Source organism: Blastococcus sp. SYSU D00868, from assembly GCF_054050575.1.
Genome location: NZ_JBJGZO010000015.1, coordinates 34,624 through 54,259, shown reverse-complemented (window position 1 = coordinate 54,259; position 19,636 = coordinate 34,624). Strand labels below are relative to the sequence as shown.

The 19,636-nt window shown below is 76.9% G+C and carries 21 protein-coding genes; 8 read left to right on the top strand and 13 right to left on the bottom strand.

Features of this window, described 5'->3' with window-relative positions; all coding sequences use genetic code 11:
• Position 1: 1 nt before the first annotated feature.
• From ACI79F_RS14175 to ACI79F_RS14160, 4 genes are all read right to left on the bottom strand, one after another.
• Entirely contained in the window at positions 2–1,300 is a 1,299-nt protein-coding gene (locus tag ACI79F_RS14175; protein ID WP_456546579.1) for an MFS transporter, read from the bottom strand.
• Positions 1,297–1,887: a helix-turn-helix domain-containing protein gene (locus ACI79F_RS14170; RefSeq protein WP_456546580.1), complete on the bottom strand. Its 591-nt coding sequence runs from the start codon at positions 1,885–1,887 to the stop codon at positions 1,297–1,299. Before ACI79F_RS14170 ends, ACI79F_RS14175 begins: the two co-directional genes overlap by 4 nt.
• 63 nt (positions 1,888–1,950) lie before the next feature.
• On the bottom strand, positions 1,951–3,306 hold the full coding sequence (locus tag ACI79F_RS14165) for an MFS transporter (protein WP_456546581.1): 1,356 nt from the start codon (positions 3,304–3,306) through the stop codon (positions 1,951–1,953).
• A gap of 34 nt (positions 3,307–3,340) precedes the next feature.
• On the bottom strand, positions 3,341–3,538 hold the full coding sequence (locus ACI79F_RS14160; RefSeq protein ID WP_456546582.1) for a hypothetical protein: 198 nt from the start codon (positions 3,536–3,538) through the stop codon (positions 3,341–3,343).
• A gap of 186 nt (positions 3,539–3,724) precedes the next feature.
• On the opposite strand from ACI79F_RS14160, the gene ACI79F_RS14155 reads away from it, so the two are divergent.
• The gene (locus ACI79F_RS14155; protein WP_456546583.1) at positions 3,725–4,255 is read left to right on the top strand and encodes a dimethylamine monooxygenase subunit DmmA family protein; all 531 of its coding nucleotides are present in this window, start codon (positions 3,725–3,727) and stop codon (positions 4,253–4,255) included.
• 25 nt (positions 4,256–4,280) lie between these two features.
• On the opposite strand, the gene ACI79F_RS14150 is transcribed toward ACI79F_RS14155, so the two are convergent.
• Together ACI79F_RS14150 and ACI79F_RS14145 are read right to left on the bottom strand one after the other, a co-directional pair.
• Positions 4,281–4,931: a pyridoxamine 5'-phosphate oxidase family protein gene (locus ACI79F_RS14150; RefSeq protein WP_456546584.1), complete on the bottom strand. Its 651-nt coding sequence runs from the start codon at positions 4,929–4,931 to the stop codon at positions 4,281–4,283.
• A gap of 56 nt (positions 4,932–4,987) precedes the next feature.
• On the bottom strand, positions 4,988–5,821 hold the full coding sequence (locus ACI79F_RS14145) for an alpha/beta fold hydrolase (RefSeq protein ID WP_456546585.1): 834 nt from the start codon (positions 5,819–5,821) through the stop codon (positions 4,988–4,990).
• 65 nt (positions 5,822–5,886) lie between these two features.
• Here ACI79F_RS14145 and idi point away from each other — a divergent pair, with 65 nt between their 5' ends.
• The 4 genes from idi to ACI79F_RS14125 all read left to right on the top strand — a co-directional run bounded on the left by idi (position 5,887) and on the right by ACI79F_RS14125 (position 8,532).
• Positions 5,887–6,420, top strand: a complete 534-nt coding sequence (gene idi, locus ACI79F_RS14140; protein ID WP_456546586.1) for an isopentenyl-diphosphate Delta-isomerase — start codon at positions 5,887–5,889, stop codon at positions 6,418–6,420.
• A 190-nt stretch (positions 6,421–6,610) separates the two neighbouring features.
• Complete coding sequence (locus ACI79F_RS14135) at positions 6,611–7,387, top strand: polysaccharide deacetylase family protein (RefSeq protein WP_456546587.1); 777 nt, start codon at positions 6,611–6,613, stop codon at positions 7,385–7,387.
• A gap of 85 nt (positions 7,388–7,472) precedes the next feature.
• On the top strand, positions 7,473–8,252 hold the full coding sequence (locus ACI79F_RS14130) for an SDR family NAD(P)-dependent oxidoreductase (RefSeq protein WP_456546588.1): 780 nt from the start codon (positions 7,473–7,475) through the stop codon (positions 8,250–8,252).
• A 10-nt stretch (positions 8,253–8,262) separates the two neighbouring features.
• Positions 8,263–8,532 carry a hypothetical protein gene (locus ACI79F_RS14125; protein ID WP_456546589.1) on the top strand — a complete coding sequence of 90 codons (270 nt, stop codon included), beginning with the start codon at positions 8,263–8,265 and terminating at the stop codon, positions 8,530–8,532.
• Here ACI79F_RS14125 and ACI79F_RS14120 read toward each other — a convergent pair.
• Together ACI79F_RS14120 and ACI79F_RS14115 are read right to left on the bottom strand one after the other, a co-directional pair.
• Positions 8,516–10,849: a SpoIIE family protein phosphatase gene (locus ACI79F_RS14120; protein WP_456546590.1), complete on the bottom strand. Its 2,334-nt coding sequence runs from the start codon at positions 10,847–10,849 to the stop codon at positions 8,516–8,518. The genes ACI79F_RS14125 and ACI79F_RS14120 overlap by 17 nt on opposite strands.
• The gene (locus tag ACI79F_RS14115; protein WP_456546591.1) at positions 10,846–11,454 is read right to left on the bottom strand and encodes a biliverdin-producing heme oxygenase; all 609 of its coding nucleotides are present in this window, start codon (positions 11,452–11,454) and stop codon (positions 10,846–10,848) included. Before ACI79F_RS14115 ends, ACI79F_RS14120 begins: the two co-directional genes overlap by 4 nt.
• 163 nt (positions 11,455–11,617) lie before the next feature.
• Here ACI79F_RS14115 and ACI79F_RS14110 point away from each other — a divergent pair, with 163 nt between their 5' ends.
• From ACI79F_RS14110 to ACI79F_RS14100, 3 genes are all read left to right on the top strand, one after another.
• The gene (locus ACI79F_RS14110; protein ID WP_456546592.1) at positions 11,618–12,550 is read left to right on the top strand and encodes a proline dehydrogenase family protein; all 933 of its coding nucleotides are present in this window, start codon (positions 11,618–11,620) and stop codon (positions 12,548–12,550) included.
• 11 nt (positions 12,551–12,561) lie between these two features.
• Positions 12,562–14,187, top strand: coding sequence for an L-glutamate gamma-semialdehyde dehydrogenase (pruA, locus tag ACI79F_RS14105; protein ID WP_456546593.1), 1,626 nt, complete (start codon positions 12,562–12,564; stop codon positions 14,185–14,187).
• Positions 14,188–14,334: 147 nt separating this feature from the next.
• Positions 14,335–15,516, top strand: coding sequence for an MFS transporter (locus ACI79F_RS14100; protein ID WP_456546594.1), 1,182 nt, complete (start codon positions 14,335–14,337; stop codon positions 15,514–15,516).
• 76 nt (positions 15,517–15,592) lie between these two features.
• Here ACI79F_RS14100 and ACI79F_RS14095 read toward each other — a convergent pair whose 3' ends face one another.
• The 5 genes from ACI79F_RS14095 to ACI79F_RS14075 all read right to left on the bottom strand — a co-directional run bounded on the left by ACI79F_RS14095 (position 15,593) and on the right by ACI79F_RS14075 (position 19,472).
• On the bottom strand, positions 15,593–15,937 hold the full coding sequence (locus tag ACI79F_RS14095) for a hypothetical protein (RefSeq protein WP_456546595.1): 345 nt from the start codon (positions 15,935–15,937) through the stop codon (positions 15,593–15,595).
• Between the two features lie 34 nt (positions 15,938–15,971).
• Positions 15,972–16,781, bottom strand: coding sequence for an ABC transporter permease (locus ACI79F_RS14090; RefSeq protein WP_456546596.1), 810 nt, complete (start codon positions 16,779–16,781; stop codon positions 15,972–15,974).
• Complete coding sequence (locus ACI79F_RS14085; RefSeq protein ID WP_456546597.1) at positions 16,778–17,695, bottom strand: ABC transporter ATP-binding protein; 918 nt, start codon at positions 17,693–17,695, stop codon at positions 16,778–16,780. Before ACI79F_RS14085 ends, ACI79F_RS14090 begins: the two co-directional genes overlap by 4 nt.
• A gap of 117 nt (positions 17,696–17,812) precedes the next feature.
• Entirely contained in the window at positions 17,813–18,346 is a 534-nt protein-coding gene (locus tag ACI79F_RS14080) for a hypothetical protein (protein WP_456546598.1), read from the bottom strand.
• Positions 18,347–18,404: 58 nt separating this feature from the next.
• Positions 18,405–19,472 carry an NAD(P)-binding domain-containing protein gene (locus ACI79F_RS14075; RefSeq protein WP_456546599.1) on the bottom strand — a complete coding sequence of 356 codons (1,068 nt, stop codon included), beginning with the start codon at positions 19,470–19,472 and terminating at the stop codon, positions 18,405–18,407.
• Between the last annotated feature and the right edge of the window lie 164 nt (positions 19,473–19,636).

Genomic DNA, 19,636 nt, shown 5'->3' with positions numbered 1-19,636 from the left:
GCTAGGCCGCGGCGCCGGCCACGGGTACCGCCTCGCCGGCGCCGTCGGGGACGTCCGCCGGCCGGGGCAGCCGGAGGGAGAGCACCGCGACGGCGAGCAGCGGGACGGCGGTCAGCGCCAGGCACCACGGCAGGCCGACCACCCCGGCGAGCCGGGGCACCACGAGGTTCCCGGCGATCCCGCCGACCATGAGCGCGACCGACATCGCCGAGACCGTCGTCGACCGGTGCCCCGCGTCGACCCGGGCGTGCAGCAGCCGCTGGCGCAGCGGCCACCCGGCGGCGTTGGCCAGGTAGAAGGCGGCGCAGGCCAGGCCCGCGACGACGACCGTGCTCCCGGCGCCGACGCCGGCCACGGCGGCGGCGCAGACGAGCGCCAGCATCGTGCTCGCCGCCGCCACCGAGCCGCGCGCCAGCCGGCCGACGGCCGGGGCGAGCGCCGCCCCGGCCGCCGCCGCGGCGAAGGACACCGCCATGACCGTGCCGAAGACCGCCGTGCCCGCCTCCGCGTCGCCGGCGAGCGCGCCGAAGTGCAGCGGCCCGATCGACTCCAGCGTCGCGAGGACCACCCCGGTGAGCAGCGTGATGCCGGCCAGCCGCCGCAGGGCGGCGTCCCGCAGTGTGCCGGCCACGGTGTCCCGGACGAGCGCGGGCACCGACCGCACGCCGCCGCTCGGGGAGGCGCCGGTGCCGGCCGGGCGGGGGAGCGGCGCGACGAGCAGCAGGACCGCGACCAGGTAGACGGCGACCAGCCCCGCGGCCAGCACGAAGGGGAGGGCGAGCACGTCGCCGTCGCGCCCCCACCGCTCGGCGGCCGCCGGGGTCAGCCCGCCCAGGACGGCGCCGACGGTCAGGCCGATCGCGTTGGCCGACGACGCCCGCGCCAGGCCCGGCGTCGGGTCGGCCGCGGGATCGGCGCGGGCCACCGTGTCGACGTACCAGGACTCCAGCGGGCCGGAGTCCAGCGCCCGGCCGGCGCCGAGCAGCCCCATGGCGAGCGCGAACCCGGCCACCGACCCGGCCACGGCGAACCCCAGCGCGCCGGCGCCCTGCAGCACCGCCGCGGCGACGAGCACGGGGCGGGTGCCGAGCGCGTCGGCGAGCCCGCCGGTGGGCAGCTCGAGCACCAGCGCGACCACCGAGTAGGCGGCGAAGACCAGGCCGACGTCGGCCGGGGACAGCCCGCGGGAGGCTGCCAGCAGCGCCATCCCCGGCAGCGAGATGCCGGTGGGCAGCCACCGCAGCGCCGTGAGCAGCACGTAGCGGCGGGCGGCCGACGCGGGGGAGGGGGCGGCGGTCACAGCGGGTACTCGTGCAGCGGGAAGACGTCGAGCAGCACGTGCACCACCGGCTCCTCCGGGTCCTCCTCCTCGGCGCGCCACCGGGCGAGGACGCCGTTGAGCTCCTCGGTCAGCTCGCGGGCCCGGGCGGGGGAGAGCCGCAGCGCCCAGTCGTTGAGCGAGACGGTGGCCCGCTCCTCCTCGGAGAGGTCGTCGTGCTCGCCGGCGAGGGCGGCCAGCACGCGGGTCTGCTGGCGCAGGAGGTGCTGGGTCAGCTCGCCGACGACCTCCGCGCCACCGGCGTCGGCCAGCCCCTCCGACGACCAGCGTGTGCTGCGGTGCACCGCGCGCCACCAGCGCTCCCGCCCGTCACCGCCGAGGACCTCCTCGACGAGGCCGAACGCGGCCAGCTGGCGCAGGTGGTAGCTGGTGGCCCCGCTGCTCTCCCCGAGCCGCCGGCCCAGCCGGGTCGCCGTGGACGGCCCCTCGAGGCGCAGCAGCGACAGCAGCCCGGAACGCAGCGGGTGGGACAGCGCCCGCAGCACCCGGGGATCGGAGACGTCGACGGCCGGCTCGGGGGTGGGCACGTCGGGACGGTCGTCGGCCATGCCGCCGACCGTAGACCGCAAAGGCGACTTTGCAAAGATCCCTTTGCAGAGGAGTCTTTGCGGTCAGGCGGTCTCCTCCAGCGTCCGGCCGCGCTGCTCGGGCAGGCCCAGCGCGCCGACCGCGGCGAGCAGGAAGAAGCCGGCGAACACGCCGAACACCAGGCCCTCCCCGCCGGCGCCCAGCAGGGGCGGCACGCACAGCGGCGCCGCGATCGAGGCGATCCGGCCGAAGCCCGCCGCCGCGCCCGCCCCGGTGCCGCGCAGCGCGGTCGGGTAGACCTCCGGCGTCACGGCGTAGACCGCGCCCCAGGCGCCCAGGTTGCAGAACGACAGCGCCATCCCCGAGGCCAGCACGGTGGCGGGCGTGTCCGCGACGGCGAACAGCCCGGCGCTCGCGGCCGAGCCGGCGAGGAACAGCGCCAGCGTGGGCCGGCGTCCCCACACCTCGACGAGCACCGCCGCGACCGCGTACCCCGGCAGCTGCGCCAGGGTGATGACCAGCGTGTAGCCGAAGGACTGCACCAGCGACAGCCCCGAGGCCACGAGCAGGGTCGGCAGCCAGATGAAGGCGCCGTAGTAGGCGAAGTTGATGCCGAACCACACGGTCCACAGGGCGGCGGTGTGGCCGCGGTGGGCGCGGTCCCACAGCCGCGGCCGGCCGGCGGTCCCGGCCGGCGGCGCCGCCGCGGGGGCGGGCTCGGGGGCGGACGCCGTCCCCGGCTCCACCCCGGCCGCCCGCTCGAACCGCCGGACGGCGGCCTCGGCCTCGGCCGTGCGGCCGCGCAGCTCGAGGAACCGCACCGACTCGGGCAGCCCGCGGCGGACCACCACCGCGTAGAGCGCCGGCACCGCGCCGAGCAGCAGCGCCCAGCGCCAGCCGTCGTCCCCGCGCGGGACGACGACGTAGCCGATGACCGCCGCGAGCAGCCAGCCGACCGCCCAGAACGCCTCGAGCGCGACGACGACGCGCCCCCGCAGCCGGGCCGGGGCGTACTCGCTGACCAGGGTCGACGCCACCGGCAGCTCGGCGCCCAGGCCCAGACCGATGAGGAACCGGAAGACCAGCAGTGCCCCCACCGACCAGGACAGCGCGGCCGCGCCGGTGGCCACGCCGAAGACGAGCAGGGTCAGCGCGAACACCTGCCGCCGGCCGAAGCGGTCGGCGAGCAGGCCGCCGAGCGTGGCGCCCAGCGCCATCCCGACGAAGCCGATCGAGCCGATCCAGGACAGCTCGGTGGAGCTCAGCGACCACTGCTCGCGCAGCGCGGCCATCACGAAGGAGATGAGCCCCACGTCCATGGCGTCCAGGGCCCAGCCGATCCCCGAGCCGCCGACGAGCCGGCCGTGCTCCCGGGTGAACGGGAGCCGGTCCAGCCGCTGCGACCGGGTCGGCGTCGTGCTCGGCGCGTGCGTGGTCACGGCGCCCCCCGCACCCCCGTGTCCTGCCGGGGGGTCAGCCGTCCCCGTCCTCGCCGTCCGTGGCGTCCTCGACACCCTGCTCGACGTCGTCGACGCCCTCCTCGACGTCCTGCTGGACGTCGTCGTCGACGACGTCCTCGCCGCACGCGGCGACGGTGAACGCGGAGGCGGCGATGGCGAGGCCGGCCGCGGCGGTGCGCCAGCGGCGGGAGGCGGTATGGGTGCGGGTCACGGAGGTCCTCCGGGGATCGGGCGACGGGACACGACGGACATGCCCGGACACGGCCCGGGGCATGCGCGCGCCACGTCTGGCGCGTGCGGGCTTGTTGACCGGATGTAACGGTCCGGTAACCTCCGGGAGGGCCATTGGTCCCTAGCGTGTGCCCCACGCCGTCCCGCTTCCAGCCCCGGAGCCCCCATGTCACACCGCGTCCCCCCGGTCGCCTCCCCGGCAGCCGCACCGCGCGACGTGGTCGCCATCGACCCGTCCGCCCGCGCGATCGCGATGCTCGGCTTCGGCCCCACCGGGATGCGGGTGGTCCGGCGCTGGATCGAGCAGGTGCCCGCGGGCACGCCCGTGACCTGGGCGGCGGCGCAGCGCGCCGACGCGGTCAGCCTGGCCGAGCTGGAGCGCCTGGTGACGGGCGCGCGGCCGGGCTGGCGGCTGATGCTGGCCGGCCCCGAGGCCGACGTCCGCGCCGCCCGCGAGGTCGCCCTGCGGCTGGGCCTGCTCGGCGACGAGGTCCGGACCGCGCTCACCGGCCGGGAGCCGCGCCGGGTGTGGTGCCCGCACTGCACGGCCACGACGGAGACCGAGGCGCTGCCCGGCGAGTCGGTGCACTGCTGCGGCTGCACCGTGCCGCTCCGGGTCACCGCGGCCGTCTCCCGGTCGCACGGCGCGTCGGTCGGCATCGTCGAGGGGCCGGCCGCCGCCCACCACGTGGCCTGACCCCCCGGGCACCCCGGGGTCGCGCTCAGCGCCGCCAGTCGGTCACGTGCGCCGGGACGTCGATGCCGGCGGCCAGGTCGGGGGCCGGCTGCGGCGCCCCGGGCACCGTGCGCAGCGGCAGCACGCCCGACCAGTGCGGCAGGCCGAGGTCCTCGTCGTCGTCCACCGGCGGACCGGTGCGGACCTTGACCGACACCTCCTCCAGCGGCAGGACCAGCACGGTCGTGGCCGCCAGCTCCCGCCGGTCGGGCGCCCGGCTGCCCGCGGTGCGGCCGGGCACGATGCCGTCGACCAGCGCCGCCAGGGCCGCGGACTTCTCCGCCGGGTCGGTCACGACCGTCGCCGTCCCCAGGGCGACGACCGAGCGGTAGTTGACCGAGTGGTGGAACGCCGACCGGGCGAGCACCAGCCCGTCCACCAGCGTGACGGTCACGCAGACGTCGAGGCCGCCGTCGGCGGCCCGGCGCAGGGCCCGGGCGCCGGTGGACCCGTGCAGGTACAGCCGGTCGCCGACCCGGGCGTGCAGCTGCGGCAGGACGACCGGCCGGTCGTCGACGACGAACCCGACGTGGCACACGACCGCCTCGTCGAGCACGGCGTGGACGGTGGCCCGGTCGTAGCCGACGCGCTCGCGGATGCGGGTGGGCACGGTGCGGGGGCTGGCCGGATAGGTCACGGCGCCGATTCTGTCGGAGTGGCCCAAGCGCGATTCCCGCGCTCGGGCGACTCCGCTCAGCGCTGGGTGCGGACGTGCGCGACGACCAGCTCGCCGGTGCGCTCGGCGGCGAGCTCGGGGATCCAGTGCGTCACGCCCTCGAGGACCTCCAGCCGGTAGGGGCCGGTCACGTACTGCCCGGTGGCCTCGGTGGCCGCGCGCCCCAGGAAGGCGTCCCCGGTGCTCCAGACGTGCAGCGTCGGCACGCCGATCCGGCCGACCGCGTCCCGGACGCCGAACGGCAGCGCCCGGTACCAGTTCAGCGCCGCCGTCAGCGCGCCGGGCTCGCGCATCCGCTGCACGTAGCGGTCGACGGCGTCGCGGGGCAGGCCGCCGTGCCGCAGCATCCGGCGCAGGGCGGCCCCGCCGCCGGAGAGGATGATCCGCTCCGGGACGACGGGCAGCTGGAACAGCGCCACGTAGTACGACCGCAGCGCCTGGTCGCTGACCACCAGCGCCCGGGCCATCGCCGCCGGGTGCGGCACCGACAGGGCGGTCAGCGTCCGGACCCGCTCGGGGTGCCAGCCGGCCATCGCCCAGCCGACGATCCCGCCCCAGTCGTGCCCGACCACGTGCGCCGACCCCAGGCCCGCCGCGTCGAGCAGCGCGAGCACGTCCTGCACCGTCTCCCGCAGCCGGTAGGCGGCGCGCCCCGCGGGGCGGGCGCCGGGGGAGTAGCCGCGCTGGTCGGGGGCGAGCGTGCGCAGCCCGGCGCCGTGCAGCACCGGCGCCAGCCGGTCGAAGGCGGTGCGGTCCTGCGGGAAGCCGTGCAGCAGCACGACCGGCTCGCCGTCCGCCGGGCCGGCGTCCCGGACGTCGAACTCCATGCCCTCGCGACGGAAGCTGTCCATGCCCGAACAGTGCCCGACCGCGGGGGCCCCGGCACGCCGGGCCGTCCTCGGGGATCATGGGCGGCGTGAGCGAGGAGCTGATCGTCCTGGTCGACGACGACGGGGAGGCGATCGGCACGCTGCCCAAGCCGCTGGTGCACCACGGCGAGACGCCGCTGCACCGCGCCTTCTCCGCCTACCTGTTCGCCGACGACGGCCGGCTGCTGGTCACCCGGCGCGCCGCGGACAAGCAGACCTTCCCCGGCATGTGGACCAACACCGTGTGCGGGCACCCGGGCCCGGGGGAGGACGACGCCGCCGCGATCAGTCGGCGCGCCGCCTTCGAGCTCGGGCTGGGGGTGGCCGACCTGCGCCCGGCGGTGCCCGGCTACCGCTACCGCGCGGAGTTCCGCGGCGTCGTCGAGAACGAGGTGTGCCCGGTGTACCTCGGCCGGTTCACCGGCAGCCCGGCACCCGACCCGACCGAGGTCGGCGACTGGGAGCTGCTGGACTGGGCGGCCTTCCGGCGCCGGCAGGAGACCGAGGGCGACGCCTGGTCGCCGTGGTGCCGGGAGCAGGCGCGGCTGATCGAGGCCGCGGGGCTGGCGCCCGCCGCCTGACCCCGACGTCCGGGGCAGAAGGGCACTTCTAGCCGGGGCGAAAGGGCACTCCTGCCCGGGCGGGAGCCCGGGACGGCGGGGCGCCTGGGGCGGGGCGCGTAGCCGTGGGACGACGGCGCGTGGCGGGCACGCGGGCGCCGGGGTGTCGCTGTCCGGGACGCGCGGACACGCCCTCCTAGCGTCCGGCCGCGTGGACCGCCGCCGCTTCGTCGTCCTCCTCGCCGCCGGTGTGCTCGGAGCCGCGGTCGGCCGCGGCACCGCTTCCTTCGTCGAGGAACCCACCGGGCCGACCACGGCCGCCAAGCCCGCGGTGCGGCCGGCCGCCCAGCGGGCCGGCACCCTGCCGCCACCGACCGGCGTGGTCGACCGGCTGCCCGGCGAGAGCAACCGGATCGCGCTCACCATCGACGACGGCACCAGCTCCGACGTCGTGGGCGCGTTCACCGAGCTGGCCGCCGAGACCGGCCTGCGGCTGACGTTCTTCCCCAACGGGTGCTACCGCTCCTGGACCGACCACGCCCGGGCGCTGCGGCCGATGGTGGAGTCCGGGCAGGTGGCGCTCGGCAACCACACCTGGGACCACCCGGACCTGATGACGCTGAGCGACGCCGCGGTCGCCGAGGCGATCACCCGCAACCGGCGCTTCCTCGCCGACACGTTCGGCGCCGGCGAGACGCCGTTCTTCCGGCCGCCCTACGGCAGCCACGACGAGCGGGTCGACCGGATCGCCGCCGACTGCGGGCATCCGACGGTCGCGATGTGGGAGGGGACGCTCGCCGACCACCGGCTGCTGACCGCCGACGAGCTCATGGCCGCCGCCCGGCAGTGGTTCGCCGCCCAGTCGATCGTGATCGGCCACGCCAACCACGACACCGTCACCACCGTCTTCGACGAGCTCGTCGAGCTGATCGAGGAGCGGGAGCTGGAGACGGTGACCCTCGCCGACGTCTGGGCCCACCCCGCCTGACTCGACCTGCGGCCCGGCCCGTCATCGGCGAGGCTGGCGGGGGCGCCGAGATCATCGCGGCGCGCTCGACGAGACGGAGGCGTGGATGGCCGGCAGTGGGTCGTTGGACGGGCGGGTCGCGCTCGTCACCGGGGGAGCCAGCGGGCTGGGGCGGGCCACCTGCCTCGCGCTGGCCGAGGCCGGTGCGCACGTGGCCGTCGCCGACATCGACGCCGCGGGCAGCGAGCGGACGGCGGAGCTGGTCGGCGAGGCCGGCGGCAAGGCCGACGTCGTCGCCCTGGACGTGACCGACGACGCCAGCCGCAGGGCGGTGGTCGCGCAGCTGTTCGAGCAGCACGGCGACGCCTTCGACGTCCTGGCCAACGTCGCCGGCATCGACCGCCCGGGGTACGTCACCGACATCGACCTGGCCGACTACCAGCGGGTGCAGGCGGTCAACTGCGAGGGGCCGATCTTCCTCACCAGCGAGTTCATGAAGCGGGTGCAGCACCTGCCGGAGGGGCGCACGGCCGACGTCGTCCACGTCGTCAGCCTCTCGGCGATCACCTCCGGCAGCGGCGCGATCGCCTACAACGGCTCGAAGGCCGGCTTCCTCAACGCCACCCGGTGCATCCAGCGCGAGCTGCGGGAGAAGGCGACGCGGGCCGAGGACGGCACCGAGCGGCCGTTCCCGTGCCGGGTGCAGGCCGTGATCCCGGCGGCGATGGACACCCCGATGATGGAGCAGTGGGGCATCCCGTCCCACCTGATGATGCCGCCGTCCGCGGTCGCCGAGATGGTCCGCTACCTGGTGACCCTGCACCCGTCGGCGTTCGTGCCGGAGATGCAGATCGTCCCGCGGCTCGAGCCGAACTTCCCCCGCTGAGGAGGCCGTCGTGACCGGACCAGAGACGACGGGGCCCGACCTGCCCGACTCCGGCATGGCCAGCGGGTCCGACGCCGGCGAGCCCGGCGAGCGCCTCGGCGGCGGGGACCTGCGCCCCGACGAGGAGCGGCTGCTCGCCGAGCTGCGGCGCGGCGTCGACGACACCGACCCGCCGGACACCGAGGCCCAGCTGCGCGCCGCCGAGGACGAGGTGCCGCTGCCCGCCGAGGGCGGCGCGCAGCAGGACGGCCTGGAGGCGGAGTTCAGCGAGGGGCAGTGACGGCCGCCAGCCGGACGGCGACCAGCGCGACGTCGTCCTCCGCGCCGTCGGGCACCAGCCGGGCGAGGACGCCGTCGCAGACGGTCTCGACCGGGTGCTCGCGCAGCTCGGCCAGCGCCGCGGTCAGCCGCGTCACGCCGGTGTCGAAGACCTGGTCGCGGCGCTCCACCAGGCCGTCGGTGTAGAGCAGCAGCGTCGACCCGTCGTCGAGCACGACCGTGGCGTCGGTGCGGGGCGTCCCGGGGTGCACGCCGAGCAGCAGCTCGGGCCGGCCGCCGTCCAGCGCCCGGGCGGCGGAGTCGCGGCCGACGACCACCGGCGGCAGGTGGCCGGCGCTGGACCAGCGCACCTCGACCCGCCCGTCGCCGGTGGGGGTCAGCCGGGCCACCAGCACCGTGGCCAGCGCCCCCAGCCCGAGGCCCTCGACGGCGGCGTCCAGCCGGGTCAGCACGGCGGCCGGGCCGTCGGCGTTGTCGTAGGCGATGCCGCGCAGCAGCCCGCGCAGCTGCGCCATGGTCGCGGCGGCGTCGATGTCGTGGCCGGCGACGTCCCCGATCACCAGCACCGTGGAGCCGTCGGGCTGGGTGAAGACGTCGTACCAGTCGCCGCCCACCTGGGCCTCGCGCGTGGCGGGCACGTAGCGGACCGCCACCTGCAGGTCGGGCAGCCGCGGCGGAGCGGTCAGGTGGCTGCGCTGCAGGATCTCGGCGGCGCGCACGATGCTGCGCTGCCGCGCGTAGAGCGCCTCCAGCAGGTGCGTGCGCAGCTCGGTGACCTCGGCGACCTGCTGCGGCGTCCAGGCCTCGGACCGGTCGCGGACGGTCTCCCGCCACCGCTCGAACGACTTGCGCGGGCTCAGCCGCACCTCGTCGCCCTCGCGCTCGGCGATCGCCTTGTTGTGCGGGTCGCCGCCCCAGTCGATGTGCCGGACGGTCTCCGCCCGGTGCCACAGGAGGTACTGGCTCTCCGGCAGCGGGACGACGAGGACGCCGACCACGTCGTCCGGCAGGTCGAGCTCCGGGGCCAGCCGGCGGAGGTTGTCGGTGGCGACGACGTCCTCGCCGCGCTCGGCGGCCCAGGCGGCGATGCGGGCGGCCAGGCCGTCGGGCAGGTCCGCGCCCCGCGTGCCGGCGGTGCGCTGCAGGCACACGCTGACCCCGTCGGCGGGGAGCAGGTCCAGCAGGTCCGGCGCGCCGAGCAGGGTGTCGGTCAGCGCCCGGTCCTCGTCGAGGGTGGCCGCGGTCAGCCAGGCCAGCGTGGAGCGCACCTGCAGGGCGCGGTGCACCTCCTCCTCCGACGCCCGGTCCACCAGGCGCAGCGACAGCGTCGACCCGAGGAACTCCGCGGCCGCGCGGGTGGCGAACGGCGGTGCGTGCGGCCCGCTGTAGTGGTGGCAGGCGATGAGCCCCCACAGCCGGTCGTCGCGCAGCAGCGAGATCGACATGGACGCGCGCACGCCCATGTTCTGCAGGTACTCGACGTGGATGGGGGAGACGCTGCGCAGCGTGGAGTAGGTGAGGTCCAGCGGCTCGCCGGTCTCGGGGTGCGCGACCGGCTCGATCGGCGCCGGCACGTAGCCGACGTCGGAGATCAGCCGGATCCAGTTCTTCTCGTACAGCGCCCGGGCCTGCGCCGGGATGTCCGAGGCCGGGTAGTGCAGCCCCACGAAGGAGTTGGGCACGAGTTCCGATCGCGCCTCGGCCACGACCTCGCCGTTGTAGTCGGCGTCGTAGCGGTAGACCATCACCCGGTCGAAGCCGGTCAGCGAGCGCACCGCCCGGGCGGTGATGTCGTAGAGCTCCTGCAGCGTCGAGGCCCGGTTCAGCTCGCCGACCGTGCCGCGCACGGCCTGGTAGGTGTTGGGGAACGAGAACGGGCGCGGCCCGCGGGCCGGCTCCAGCTCGACGACGAGGGCGGTCGCCGCCGGCAGGTCCCGGCCGGACTCGTCCTCCGCCCGCCGCAGCAGGGCCCGGTGCAGGATCGCGTCGACCGGCACGGGGGCGCCGGCGACGTCCAGGGTCAGCTCCACCGGGTTGCGCTCGCGCAGGTCGCCGAAGGCGCTCGCCGAGCGGGCGACGGCCTCGGCGGCGGGCACGCCGATCACCTCGGACAGCGGCCGGCCCAGGGCGGCGTCCCAGGCGACGCCGATGAGGTCGGCGAGGTTGCGCGAGGCCTGCCGCACGACCTGCCCGGGCTCGTCGACGGTGAGCAGGACGCCGCGGGGCTGGATGCTGCCGGGCACGTGGATGGGCTCGCGCTCGCAGTTGCTCAGGTCGATGGGCGTCCCGGGCGGGAGGAGCTCCACCTCCCCGTTCACGCGCCCACCCGCACCGGCTCGCACCAGTCGGCCAGCACGGTGAACGTCGTCCGCGCGGCGCAGACCACCCGGCCGGCGTCGCCGCCGGCGCCCACGTGGTCGCGGGCCGCCCGCCGGAAGTCCCGCCACATGCGGCCGGTGCCCTCCCCGTAGGGGCTGAAGGCGCGCAGCCGGACCCCGCCGGACAGCTCCGGCAGCGTGGCCAGGTGCCGGTCGATGAAGGTGCCGCCCAGCGTGGAGCCCTCCAGCACGTACAGCCGGCCCAGCGCCTCCCCGGTGCCGCCGACCTCGGGCAGCTCCGGGCGGGCCGGCGCGTCCGCGCGGGAGCCGAGGGTGGCCAGGTCGGCGGCGAACAGGCCGGCGCGGCGGCGCCGGTCCCAGGCGAGCGTGGTCGCGTCGGCCGGCTCGCGGCCGGCCCAGGCGTCCAGGCCCTCCTCGGCGGCCAGCCAGAACCCGTGCATCAGGGTGAGGACGTCGGCCAGCCGCTCCCGCGTCAGTCCCGGGTCCATCAGGCCGAGGGTCTGCTCGACCCGCTCGTGCTCGGCGGCCGTGGCTGACCGCAGCACCGTGAGGACGTCGGCGTCGCCCCCCGTGTCTCGAGGCAACGCCTCTCCTCCCGGACTTCTCGTGCCCCGAGGGTAGGTCACCGGGGGCCGGGGGGCGCGACGGTGGTTGCAGAACCCCACCGGATGCCCGCGCCGGGCCCGGTTGCCCCCCGTGCGCCGGCGGTATTGCATCGAGGCCCGCGTCCCGCCCGCCGGAGGTGCCGTGCTCAGCTCGAGGGCCGTGCTGCTGGCCGCCTCGCGCCGGCCGGCGTTGCGCCGGGCGCTGGTCGGCGTGCCGGCCACCCGCCGCGTGGTCGACCGCTTCGTCGCCGGCGAGACCCTCGACGACGCGCTGGCCGCCGTCCGGCGGCTCACCGGGCAGGGCATCGCGGTCACCCTCGACCACCTCGGCGAGGCCGTCACCGACCCGGGCCTGGCCCGCCGCTCGCAGGAGGCCTACCTGGCCGCGCTGGACGGGCTCGCCCCGCTGGGCCTGGGCCCGGCCGCGGAGGTGTCGGTGAAGCTGTCCGCGTTCGGCGCGGGGCTGCCCGGCGGCGAGGACCTGGCGCTGGAGCTCGTCGCGCCGGTGGCCGCGGCGGCGACGGCGATCGGCACGACCGTCACCCTCGACATGGAGGAGTCGGCGACCGTCGACGCCACCCTGCGGGTCCTCGCCGAGCTGCGCCGCGACCACCCGGACACGGGCGCGGTGCTGCAGGCGGCGCTGTTCCGCACCGCGGACGACGTCGCCGCGCTCGCGGTGCCCGGCTCGCGGGTGCGCCTGGTCAAGGGCGCCTACGACGAGCCGCCGACCGTCGCGCACGTCGACCGGGCCGACGTCGACGCCGCCTACGCCCGCTGCCTCGGCGTCCTCATGCGCGGCGGGGGCTACCCGATGGTCGGCAGCCACGACCCGCGGATGGTGGCCCTGGCCTGCCGGCTGGCCGGCGAGTACGGGCGCGCGCCGGACTCCTGGGAGGTGCAGATGCTCTACGGCATCCGCGGCGCCGAGCAGGCCCGGCTGGCCGCCGGCGGGGTCCGCGTGCGCGCCTACGTCCCCTACGGCGCCGACTGGTACGGCTACCTCGTCCGCCGGCTGGCCGAGCGGCCGGCCAACCTCCGCTTCTTCTTGCGCTCGCTGGTCACCACCCGCTGAAGGAGGCCGCCATGGACGGCACCACCCGCGTTCCCCCACCGCGCAACGAGCCGGTGCTGACCTACGCGCCCGGGTCGGCCGAGCGCGCGGAGCTGGAGAAGCGGCTGGCCGAGCTCGCCGCCGACCCGCTGGAGCTGACCAGCACCCTCGGCGGCGAGCAGCGGATGGCCGGCGGCGAGCGCTTCGACGTCGTCCAGCCGCACCGCCACGCCGCCGTCCTCGGGACGTCGGCGCACGCCACGCACGCCGACGCAGCCGAGGCCGTCCGCTGCGCGACGGAGGCGGCGCCGGCCTGGCGGGAGCTGTCGGCCGACGACCGCGCCGCCGTCTTCCTCAAGGCCGCCGACCTGCTGGCCGGCCCGTGGCGGCAGACGCTCAACGCCGCGACGATGCTCGGCCAGAGCAAGACCGTGCAGCAGGCCGAGATCGACAGCGCGTGCGAGCTGATCGACTTCTGGCGCTACAACGTGCACTTCGCCCGGCAGCTGCTGGCCGAGCAGCCGGAGTCGGCGCCGGGGGCCTGGAACCGGATCGACCACCGGCCGCTGGAGGGGTTCGTCTACGCGGTCACCCCGTTCAACTTCACCGCGATCGCCGGCAACCTGCCGACCGCGCCGGCGCTGATGGGCAACACGGTGGTGTGGAAGCCGGCGCCCACCCAGCAGTTCGCCGCCCACTACGTGATGCGGCTGCTCGAGGCGGCCGGCCTGCCGCCGGGCGTGATCAACCTGGTGACCGGCGACGGGACCGCCGTCTCCGAGGTCGTGCTGGCCGACCCCGGCCTGGCGGGCATCCACTTCACCGGGTCGACGCGGGTGTTCCAGCACCTGTGGCGCACGGTCGGGGAGAACATCGCCGGCTACCGCGGCTACCCGCGGGTGGTGGGGGAGACCGGCGGCAAGGACTTCGTCGTCGCCCACCCCTCGGCCGACCTCGACGTGCTGCGCACGGCGCTGATCCGCGGCGCCTTCGAGTACCAGGGCCAGAAGTGCTCCGCGGCCTCGCGGGCCTACGTGCCGCGCAGCGTCTGGGCGCGGCTGCGCGACGACCTGGTCGGCACCACCGAGGCGCTGCCGATGGGCGACGTCACCGACCTGTCGAACTTCCTCGGCGCCGTCATCGACCGCCGATCGTTCGACCGGCTGGCCGGGGTGCTGGAGCGGGCCCGGTCCGACGACGCGCTCACCGTCGTGGCGGGCGGCACCGTCGACGACGAGGAGGGCTTCTTCGTGCGGCCGACGATCGTCGAGGGCACCGACCCGGCCCACGAGGTGTTCACCACCGAGTACTTCGGGCCGGTGCTCGCCGTCCACGTCTACGACGACGCGGACTACGACACGGTGCTCGCGCAGATGGAGTGCGTGGCGCCGTACGCGCTGACCGGGGCGGTGATCGCGCAGGACCGGGCGGCGATCGCGCACGCCGAGCGGTTCCTGCGGTTCGCCGCCGGCAACTTCTACGTCAACGACAAGCCGACCGGCGCCGTCGTCGGGCAGCAGCCGTTCGGCGGCGGCCGGGCGTCGGGCACCAACGACAAGGCCGGCGCCGCTCAGAACCTGCTCCGCTGGACCAGCACCCGCGTGGTCAAGGAGACGTTCGTGCCGCCCACCGACCACCGGTACCCGCACATGGGTTAGTGGGGTGCGGGAGAGCAGGTCTCCTGCACTCCCGCACCCCTCGGGGCCGGCGGACCTGTCCGCCGGGGCCCACCCCGCCGACGGCGCCGCCGACGCGCCGGTCATGCTGCTCGCCGGGCGACGGCGCCCGTGGGGGAGGGACGGACGATGCGCGGCGGGACGACGACGGGCGGGGGCTCGCTGCTGCGGCGGCCGGCCATGCAGGCGCTGCTCGCGGTGACCGCCCTCGGCTTCGCCAGCTACTGCCTGACCCTGGCGTCGCTGCCGACCTACGCCGTCGGCGGCGGGGCGAGCGAGAGCACCGCCGGCGTGGTGACCGCGGTCTTCCTCGTCGTGACCATCGTCTCCCAGGCCGCGGTGCCGGCGCTGACGTCCCGCTTCGGCGCCGGGCCGGTGCTCGCCGCCGGGCTGGTCGCGATCGGGCTGCCCAGCCCGCTGTACGCGCTGGGCGACGGGCTGGTCTGGCTCTCCTGGCTGTCGGCGGTCCGCGGGATCGGGTTCGGGATCATCACCGTGCTCGGTGCGCTGCTGGCCGCCGCGGTGGCCCCGCCGGAGCGCCGCGGCGAGTCGATCGGCCTGTACGGGCTGGCGATCGCGGTGCCCAACCTGGTCGCCGTCCCCGCCGGGGTGGCGCTGGTGCTGGCCGGGCACGCCGGCTGGCTGGCGTGGCTGGCGGCCGCCCCGCTGCTCGGGCTGCCGTTCCTGCCGGCGCTGATGCGCACCGCGGCGCCGATCGCCCCCTCGGCGGGCGGCGGGGCGGGCCGGCGGGCGGTCGCGGCGTCGCTGGCGCCGGCGGCGGTGCTGCTGGTGGTCACGCTCGCCGGCGGCGGCGTCGTCACGTTCCTGCCGATCGAGCGGCCCGACGGCTCGCTGGCCACGGTGGCGCTGCTCGTCATGGGGGTCACCACCGCGCTGGCCCGCTGGCGGGTCGGGGTGCTGGCCGACCGGCTGGGCACCCGGCTGCTGCTGCCCGCCGGGCTGGCGGTCGGCACCGTGGGCATGGCGCTTCTCGGCGCCGGGCTGGACCTCGGCGACGGCTGGATCATCGCCGCCGTCGCGCTGTTCGGCGTCTGCTACGGGTCGGTGCAGAACCTGACGCTGCTCACCGCGTTCGCCCGGGCCGGCGCCGGCGGCGCCCCCGCGGCCAGCGCGATGTGGAACGCCTCGTTCGACGCGGGGACGGCGATCGGCGCGCTCGCGCTGGGCTGGGTCGCCGCCGGGCTCGGCCTGTCCTGGACCTACGTGCTGGTCGCCGCGGTGGTCGCCGCGACCGGGCCGCTCGCCGTCGCGGCCACCCGCCCCTACGCCGCGTCGCCGTCCCAGGCATAGGAAGCAAGACGCACGTCCCGGCGCGCAGGACGTGCGTATTGCTTCCCATGCCTCAGAGGTGGGCCGGCGGCGGGGGTCAGCCGGCGACGCGGTCGGCCGCCGCGCCCAGCCGGCGCAGCAGCAGCACCTCCTCGGCCGCGCTGCGCAGCCACGTCCGCAGCCCGGCCGGGTCGGTGCGGTTGCGGTCGCGGAGCACGCCGAGGTGCACCTGCCGGGTGGCGGCCTGCGCGCGCTGGGCGGGGGGCAGGCGGCGGCCCTCGGCGCGGGCGAGGACGGTCAGCCCGGCGCCGAGGAAGGCCAGGTCGCGGACCTCGGTGAGCTCCTCGAGCAGGGCCTCAGCGGCGTCCTCGTCGGCGGCCAGCAGGCGGAGCAGTTCGTCGGCGCGGGCCCGGCCGGCGGTGAGGTCATCGGGGGCGGTCACCCGCCCACTGTCCCACCGCCGGCCGGCCGGCACCTCAGGCGTCCCGGCGGCGGAAGGCCACGGCGGCCACGAGAAGCAGCACCGCGACCTCGGCGGCGAACACGGCGAACCCCGTCCACGGCCCGAGCGCGTCGGGGTTGAACGACACCGGGGTCGTGACCGCGGAGCCGGCGTTGCCCGGCAGCAGCTTCGCCACCCACTCGCCCCAGGTCCCGGGGAGCAGGAAGGCCATGTTGCCCAGCACGAACACGACCGCGAGCACCGTCGACAGCGCCGCGGCGGTGTGCCGCACCAGCAGTCCGACCGCCATCGACAGCAACCCCAGCCCAGCCAGGTACAGGCCGCTGCCGAGCAGCGCGCGCAGCACCCCGTCGTCGTCCAGGGACAGGCCGATGCCCTCGGCCGACAGGAAGGCGTTGCCGCCCAGGTAGCCGACCAGCGCGGTGGCGGTGCCGGCGACCAGCAGGGTGCCGGTGAGCACGATCGCCTTGGCGGCCAGCACCGACCCGCGCCGGGGGACGGCGGCCAGCGTCGCGCGGATCATCCCGGTGCCGTACTCGCTGGTGGCGACCAGCGTGCCCAGGACGACGGCGGTGACCTGGGCGATCATCAGCCCCCAGGTGACGAAGGACGCCGGCGACTCGTCGGCCTCCGAGCTGGCCAGCCACTCTGCGCTCGTCGCGCACACCAGCACGGTCAGGCCGGCGCCGAGGACGAACAGCGCCGCGACCGACCAGCCGGTGGAGCGCACCGACCAGAACTTGACCCACTCGGCCCGCAGCGCCGACCCGAACCCGGGGCGGGCGGCGCGGGGCAGGGCGCGGGTCGCCACGGCGGCGGTCACCGGGCCACCGCCGCGGGGACCGCGCCGTACTCGACGCTGTCGGCGGTCAGGGTCATGAAGGCGTCCTCCAGGGACGACGTGACGAGGGTGAGCTCGTGCAGCACGAGGCCGTGCGCGCCGGCGAGGTCGCCCACCCCGGCGGCGTCGACGCCCTGCACCCGCAGCGCGCCGCCGTCGGCGGTCACGTCGGCGCCGGACCGGCGGAGCACCCCGGCCAGCTCGCCGGCCTGCGGACTGCGGACCCGCACGTGCGAGGCGGCGTGGCGGGCGATGAAGTCCGTCGTCGGGCAGTCGGCCAGCACCCGGCCGCGGCCGATGACCACGAGGTGGTCGGCGGTCAGCGCCATCTCGGCCATGAGGTGGCTGGAGACGAAGACGGTGCGGCCCTCGCCGGCCAGCTGCCGGGCCAGCGTGCGCACCCAGCGGATGCCCTCGGGGTCCAGGCCGTTGACCGGCTCGTCGAGGACGACGACGGCCGGGTCGCCGAGCAGCGCCACGGCGATGCCCAGTCGCTGGCCCATGCCCAGGGAGAACCGGCCGACGCGCTGGTCGGCGACGGCCTCCAGCCCGACCAGGGCCAGCACCTCGTCGACCCGGGCGGCGGGCAGCGCGTTGCTGGCGGCCAGCCACCGCAGGTGGTTGCGGGCGGTCCGGCCCGGGTGCACGGCGCGGGCCTCCAGCAGCGCGCCGACCTCCCGCAGCGGGGCGGGGGAGTCGGCGTAGCGGCGCCCGTTGACCGTGATGCTGCCGCTGGTGGGCCGGTCCAGCCCGAGCAGCATCCGCATGGTCGTGGACTTGCCGGCGCCGTTGGGGCCGAGGAAGCCGGTCACCCGGCCGGGCTCGACGGTGAACGAGACGCCGTCGACGGCGGTCCGCGGGCCGTAGGTCTTGGTGAGGTCCCGGGCGACGATCACGACGTCCCCCGGAGCGCAGCAGCGGTCATGGCGTCGAGGCTGTCGGCCGGCGCCGTCCGAGGACATCCGGGAGCGCCCTGACCGGACCCCCATCCGTCCCCCAGGGGAGAGCCCGGGTCAGCCGCGCAGGGGCAGGCCCAGCGCCTCGGCGATGCGGCGCGCCGAGGCCGGCGGCGGGCTGTCGTCGGTGTCGACGACGAGCTCGGCCGGCGGCTCGGCGACCGGCTGCCCGCGCAGCGAGCGGAGGACGGCGACGTCGGTGAGCTTTCCGTACGCCGAGCGATCGGCGCCGGTGAGCCGGGCCTCCTGGACGGCGGGGGAGACGCGCAGCCCGACGAAGCGGACCCGGCCGCCGGCGGCCTCCACCGCCGCGCGGGTGCGGTCGGGGAACCCGGCCGGGACGGTCGGCTCGGGCGCGAAGGTGAACACCAGCGACCGGCCCGCCCCGGCGGCCGCGGCGAAGGTGCTCAGCCAGAACTCCTCGCGCAGGCGCACGAACTCGGGGCTGCCGAACGGGAAGACGGCCAGCAGCGCGTCCACGACCAGGTGGTTGTGGAACAGCGGCAGGCCGGTCAGCGCGGCCAGGGCGCGGCCGGTCGTCAGCTTGCCGGAGGCGATGCCCCCGTGCAGGAACACCAGCTGGGCGGTCACGTCGTCCTCTCCGGGGCGGCATCCAGGGCGGGCGGGGCGGGTTCGCGCCGGGACGGGGTCAGGCGGCGGCGCGGCGCGGCCGCAGCCGGGCGGCCAGGTCGACCGCCGCGGCGCGGCCGCCCCGGTTGGCGCCGATCGTGCTGGCGGTGGGGCCGTAGCCGACCAGGTGCAGCAGCGGCTCGCCGACCACGCGGGTGCCCTCCACCGGGATGGCGCCGCCCGGCGCGCGCAGGTGCAGCGGGGCCAGGTGCGCGACGGCGGCGCGGAAGCCGGTGGCCCACAGGATCGCGTCGGCGCGGACGGACCGGCCGTCGTCCCAGGCCACCCCGTCGGGCGTGATCCGGTCGAACACCGGCAGCCGCTCGAGGACGCCGCGCTCCCGCGCCGCCCGGATCCACGGCGTGACCACCAGCCCGGTGCTGCCCACGACGCTGCCGGGGGCGCGGCCCTCCCGCACCGCCGCGGCGACCCGGGCCACCGCCTCGCGGCCGGCGGCGTCGTCGAACGGCTCCTCCCGCCAGACCGGCGGCCGGCGGGTGACCCAGGTGGCGTCGGCGACCTCGCTGATCTCGCCGAGCAGCTGCACGGCCGACGCCCCGCCGCCGACCACGACCACCGACTGCCCGGCGAACTCCGCGGCCGAGCGGTAGTCGACGGTGTGCAGCTGCCGGCCGCGGAAGGACTCCTGGCCGGGGTAGCGGGGCACGAACGGGCGGGTCCAGGTGCCGGTGGCGTTGACCACCGCCCGAGCCGACCAGTCGCCGGCCGAGCTCTCGACGAGGAAGCCCTCCCCGGCCCGGCGCACGGCGGTCACCCGCACCGGGCGGTGCACCGGCAGGGCGAACCGCCGCTCGTGGTCGGCGAAGTACGCCGGCACCGCCTCGGCCGCCGGCTGCTCGCCGCGCCCCGGGAAGGGCAGGCCGGGCAGGTCGTGCACCCGGTGGGTGGTGCCCACGGTCAGCGACGGCCAGCGGTGCCGCCAGGCGCCGCCGGGCCCGTCGTCGCCGTCGAGGACGACGAACCCGTCCCCGCGGGCGAAGCCGAGCCGGGCCAGGTGGTAGGCGGTGCTCAGCCCGCCCTGGCCGGCGCCGACCACGACGACGTCGACGTCCCGGGTGCTGGTCACGCAGGCAGAACGCCGGGGCGGGCGCACCGCTTCCTCACCCCCGGCGGGGTGCGGGCCAGGGCCGCCAGGCCGGCGCCGGAGGCCGTCACCAGCGGCGTGGCGGGGTCGGGGCCGGGGCCGGGGCCGGGAGGCCACCGCGTCCGGCCGCGCCTCGACGAGGGTCA

What these genes read in the sequence shown, in the direction of transcription:
- ACI79F_RS14100 (WP_456546594.1), top strand. Translation starts at nt 14,335, where the DNA reads ATGCGCGGCGGGACGACGACGGGCGGGGGCTCGCTGCTGCGGCGGCCG.
- ACI79F_RS14145 (WP_456546585.1), bottom strand. Translation starts at nt 5,821, where the DNA reads ATGGACAGCTTCCGTCGCGAGGGCATGGAGTTCGACGTCCGGGACGCC.
- ACI79F_RS14155 (WP_456546583.1), top strand. Translation starts at nt 3,725, where the DNA reads ATGTCACACCGCGTCCCCCCGGTCGCCTCCCCGGCAGCCGCACCGCGC.
- pruA (WP_456546593.1), top strand. Translation starts at nt 12,562, where the DNA reads ATGGACGGCACCACCCGCGTTCCCCCACCGCGCAACGAGCCGGTGCTG.
- ACI79F_RS14170 (WP_456546580.1), bottom strand. Translation starts at nt 1,887, where the DNA reads ATGGCCGACGACCGTCCCGACGTGCCCACCCCCGAGCCGGCCGTCGAC.
- ACI79F_RS14130 (WP_456546588.1), top strand. Translation starts at nt 7,473, where the DNA reads ATGGCCGGCAGTGGGTCGTTGGACGGGCGGGTCGCGCTCGTCACCGGG.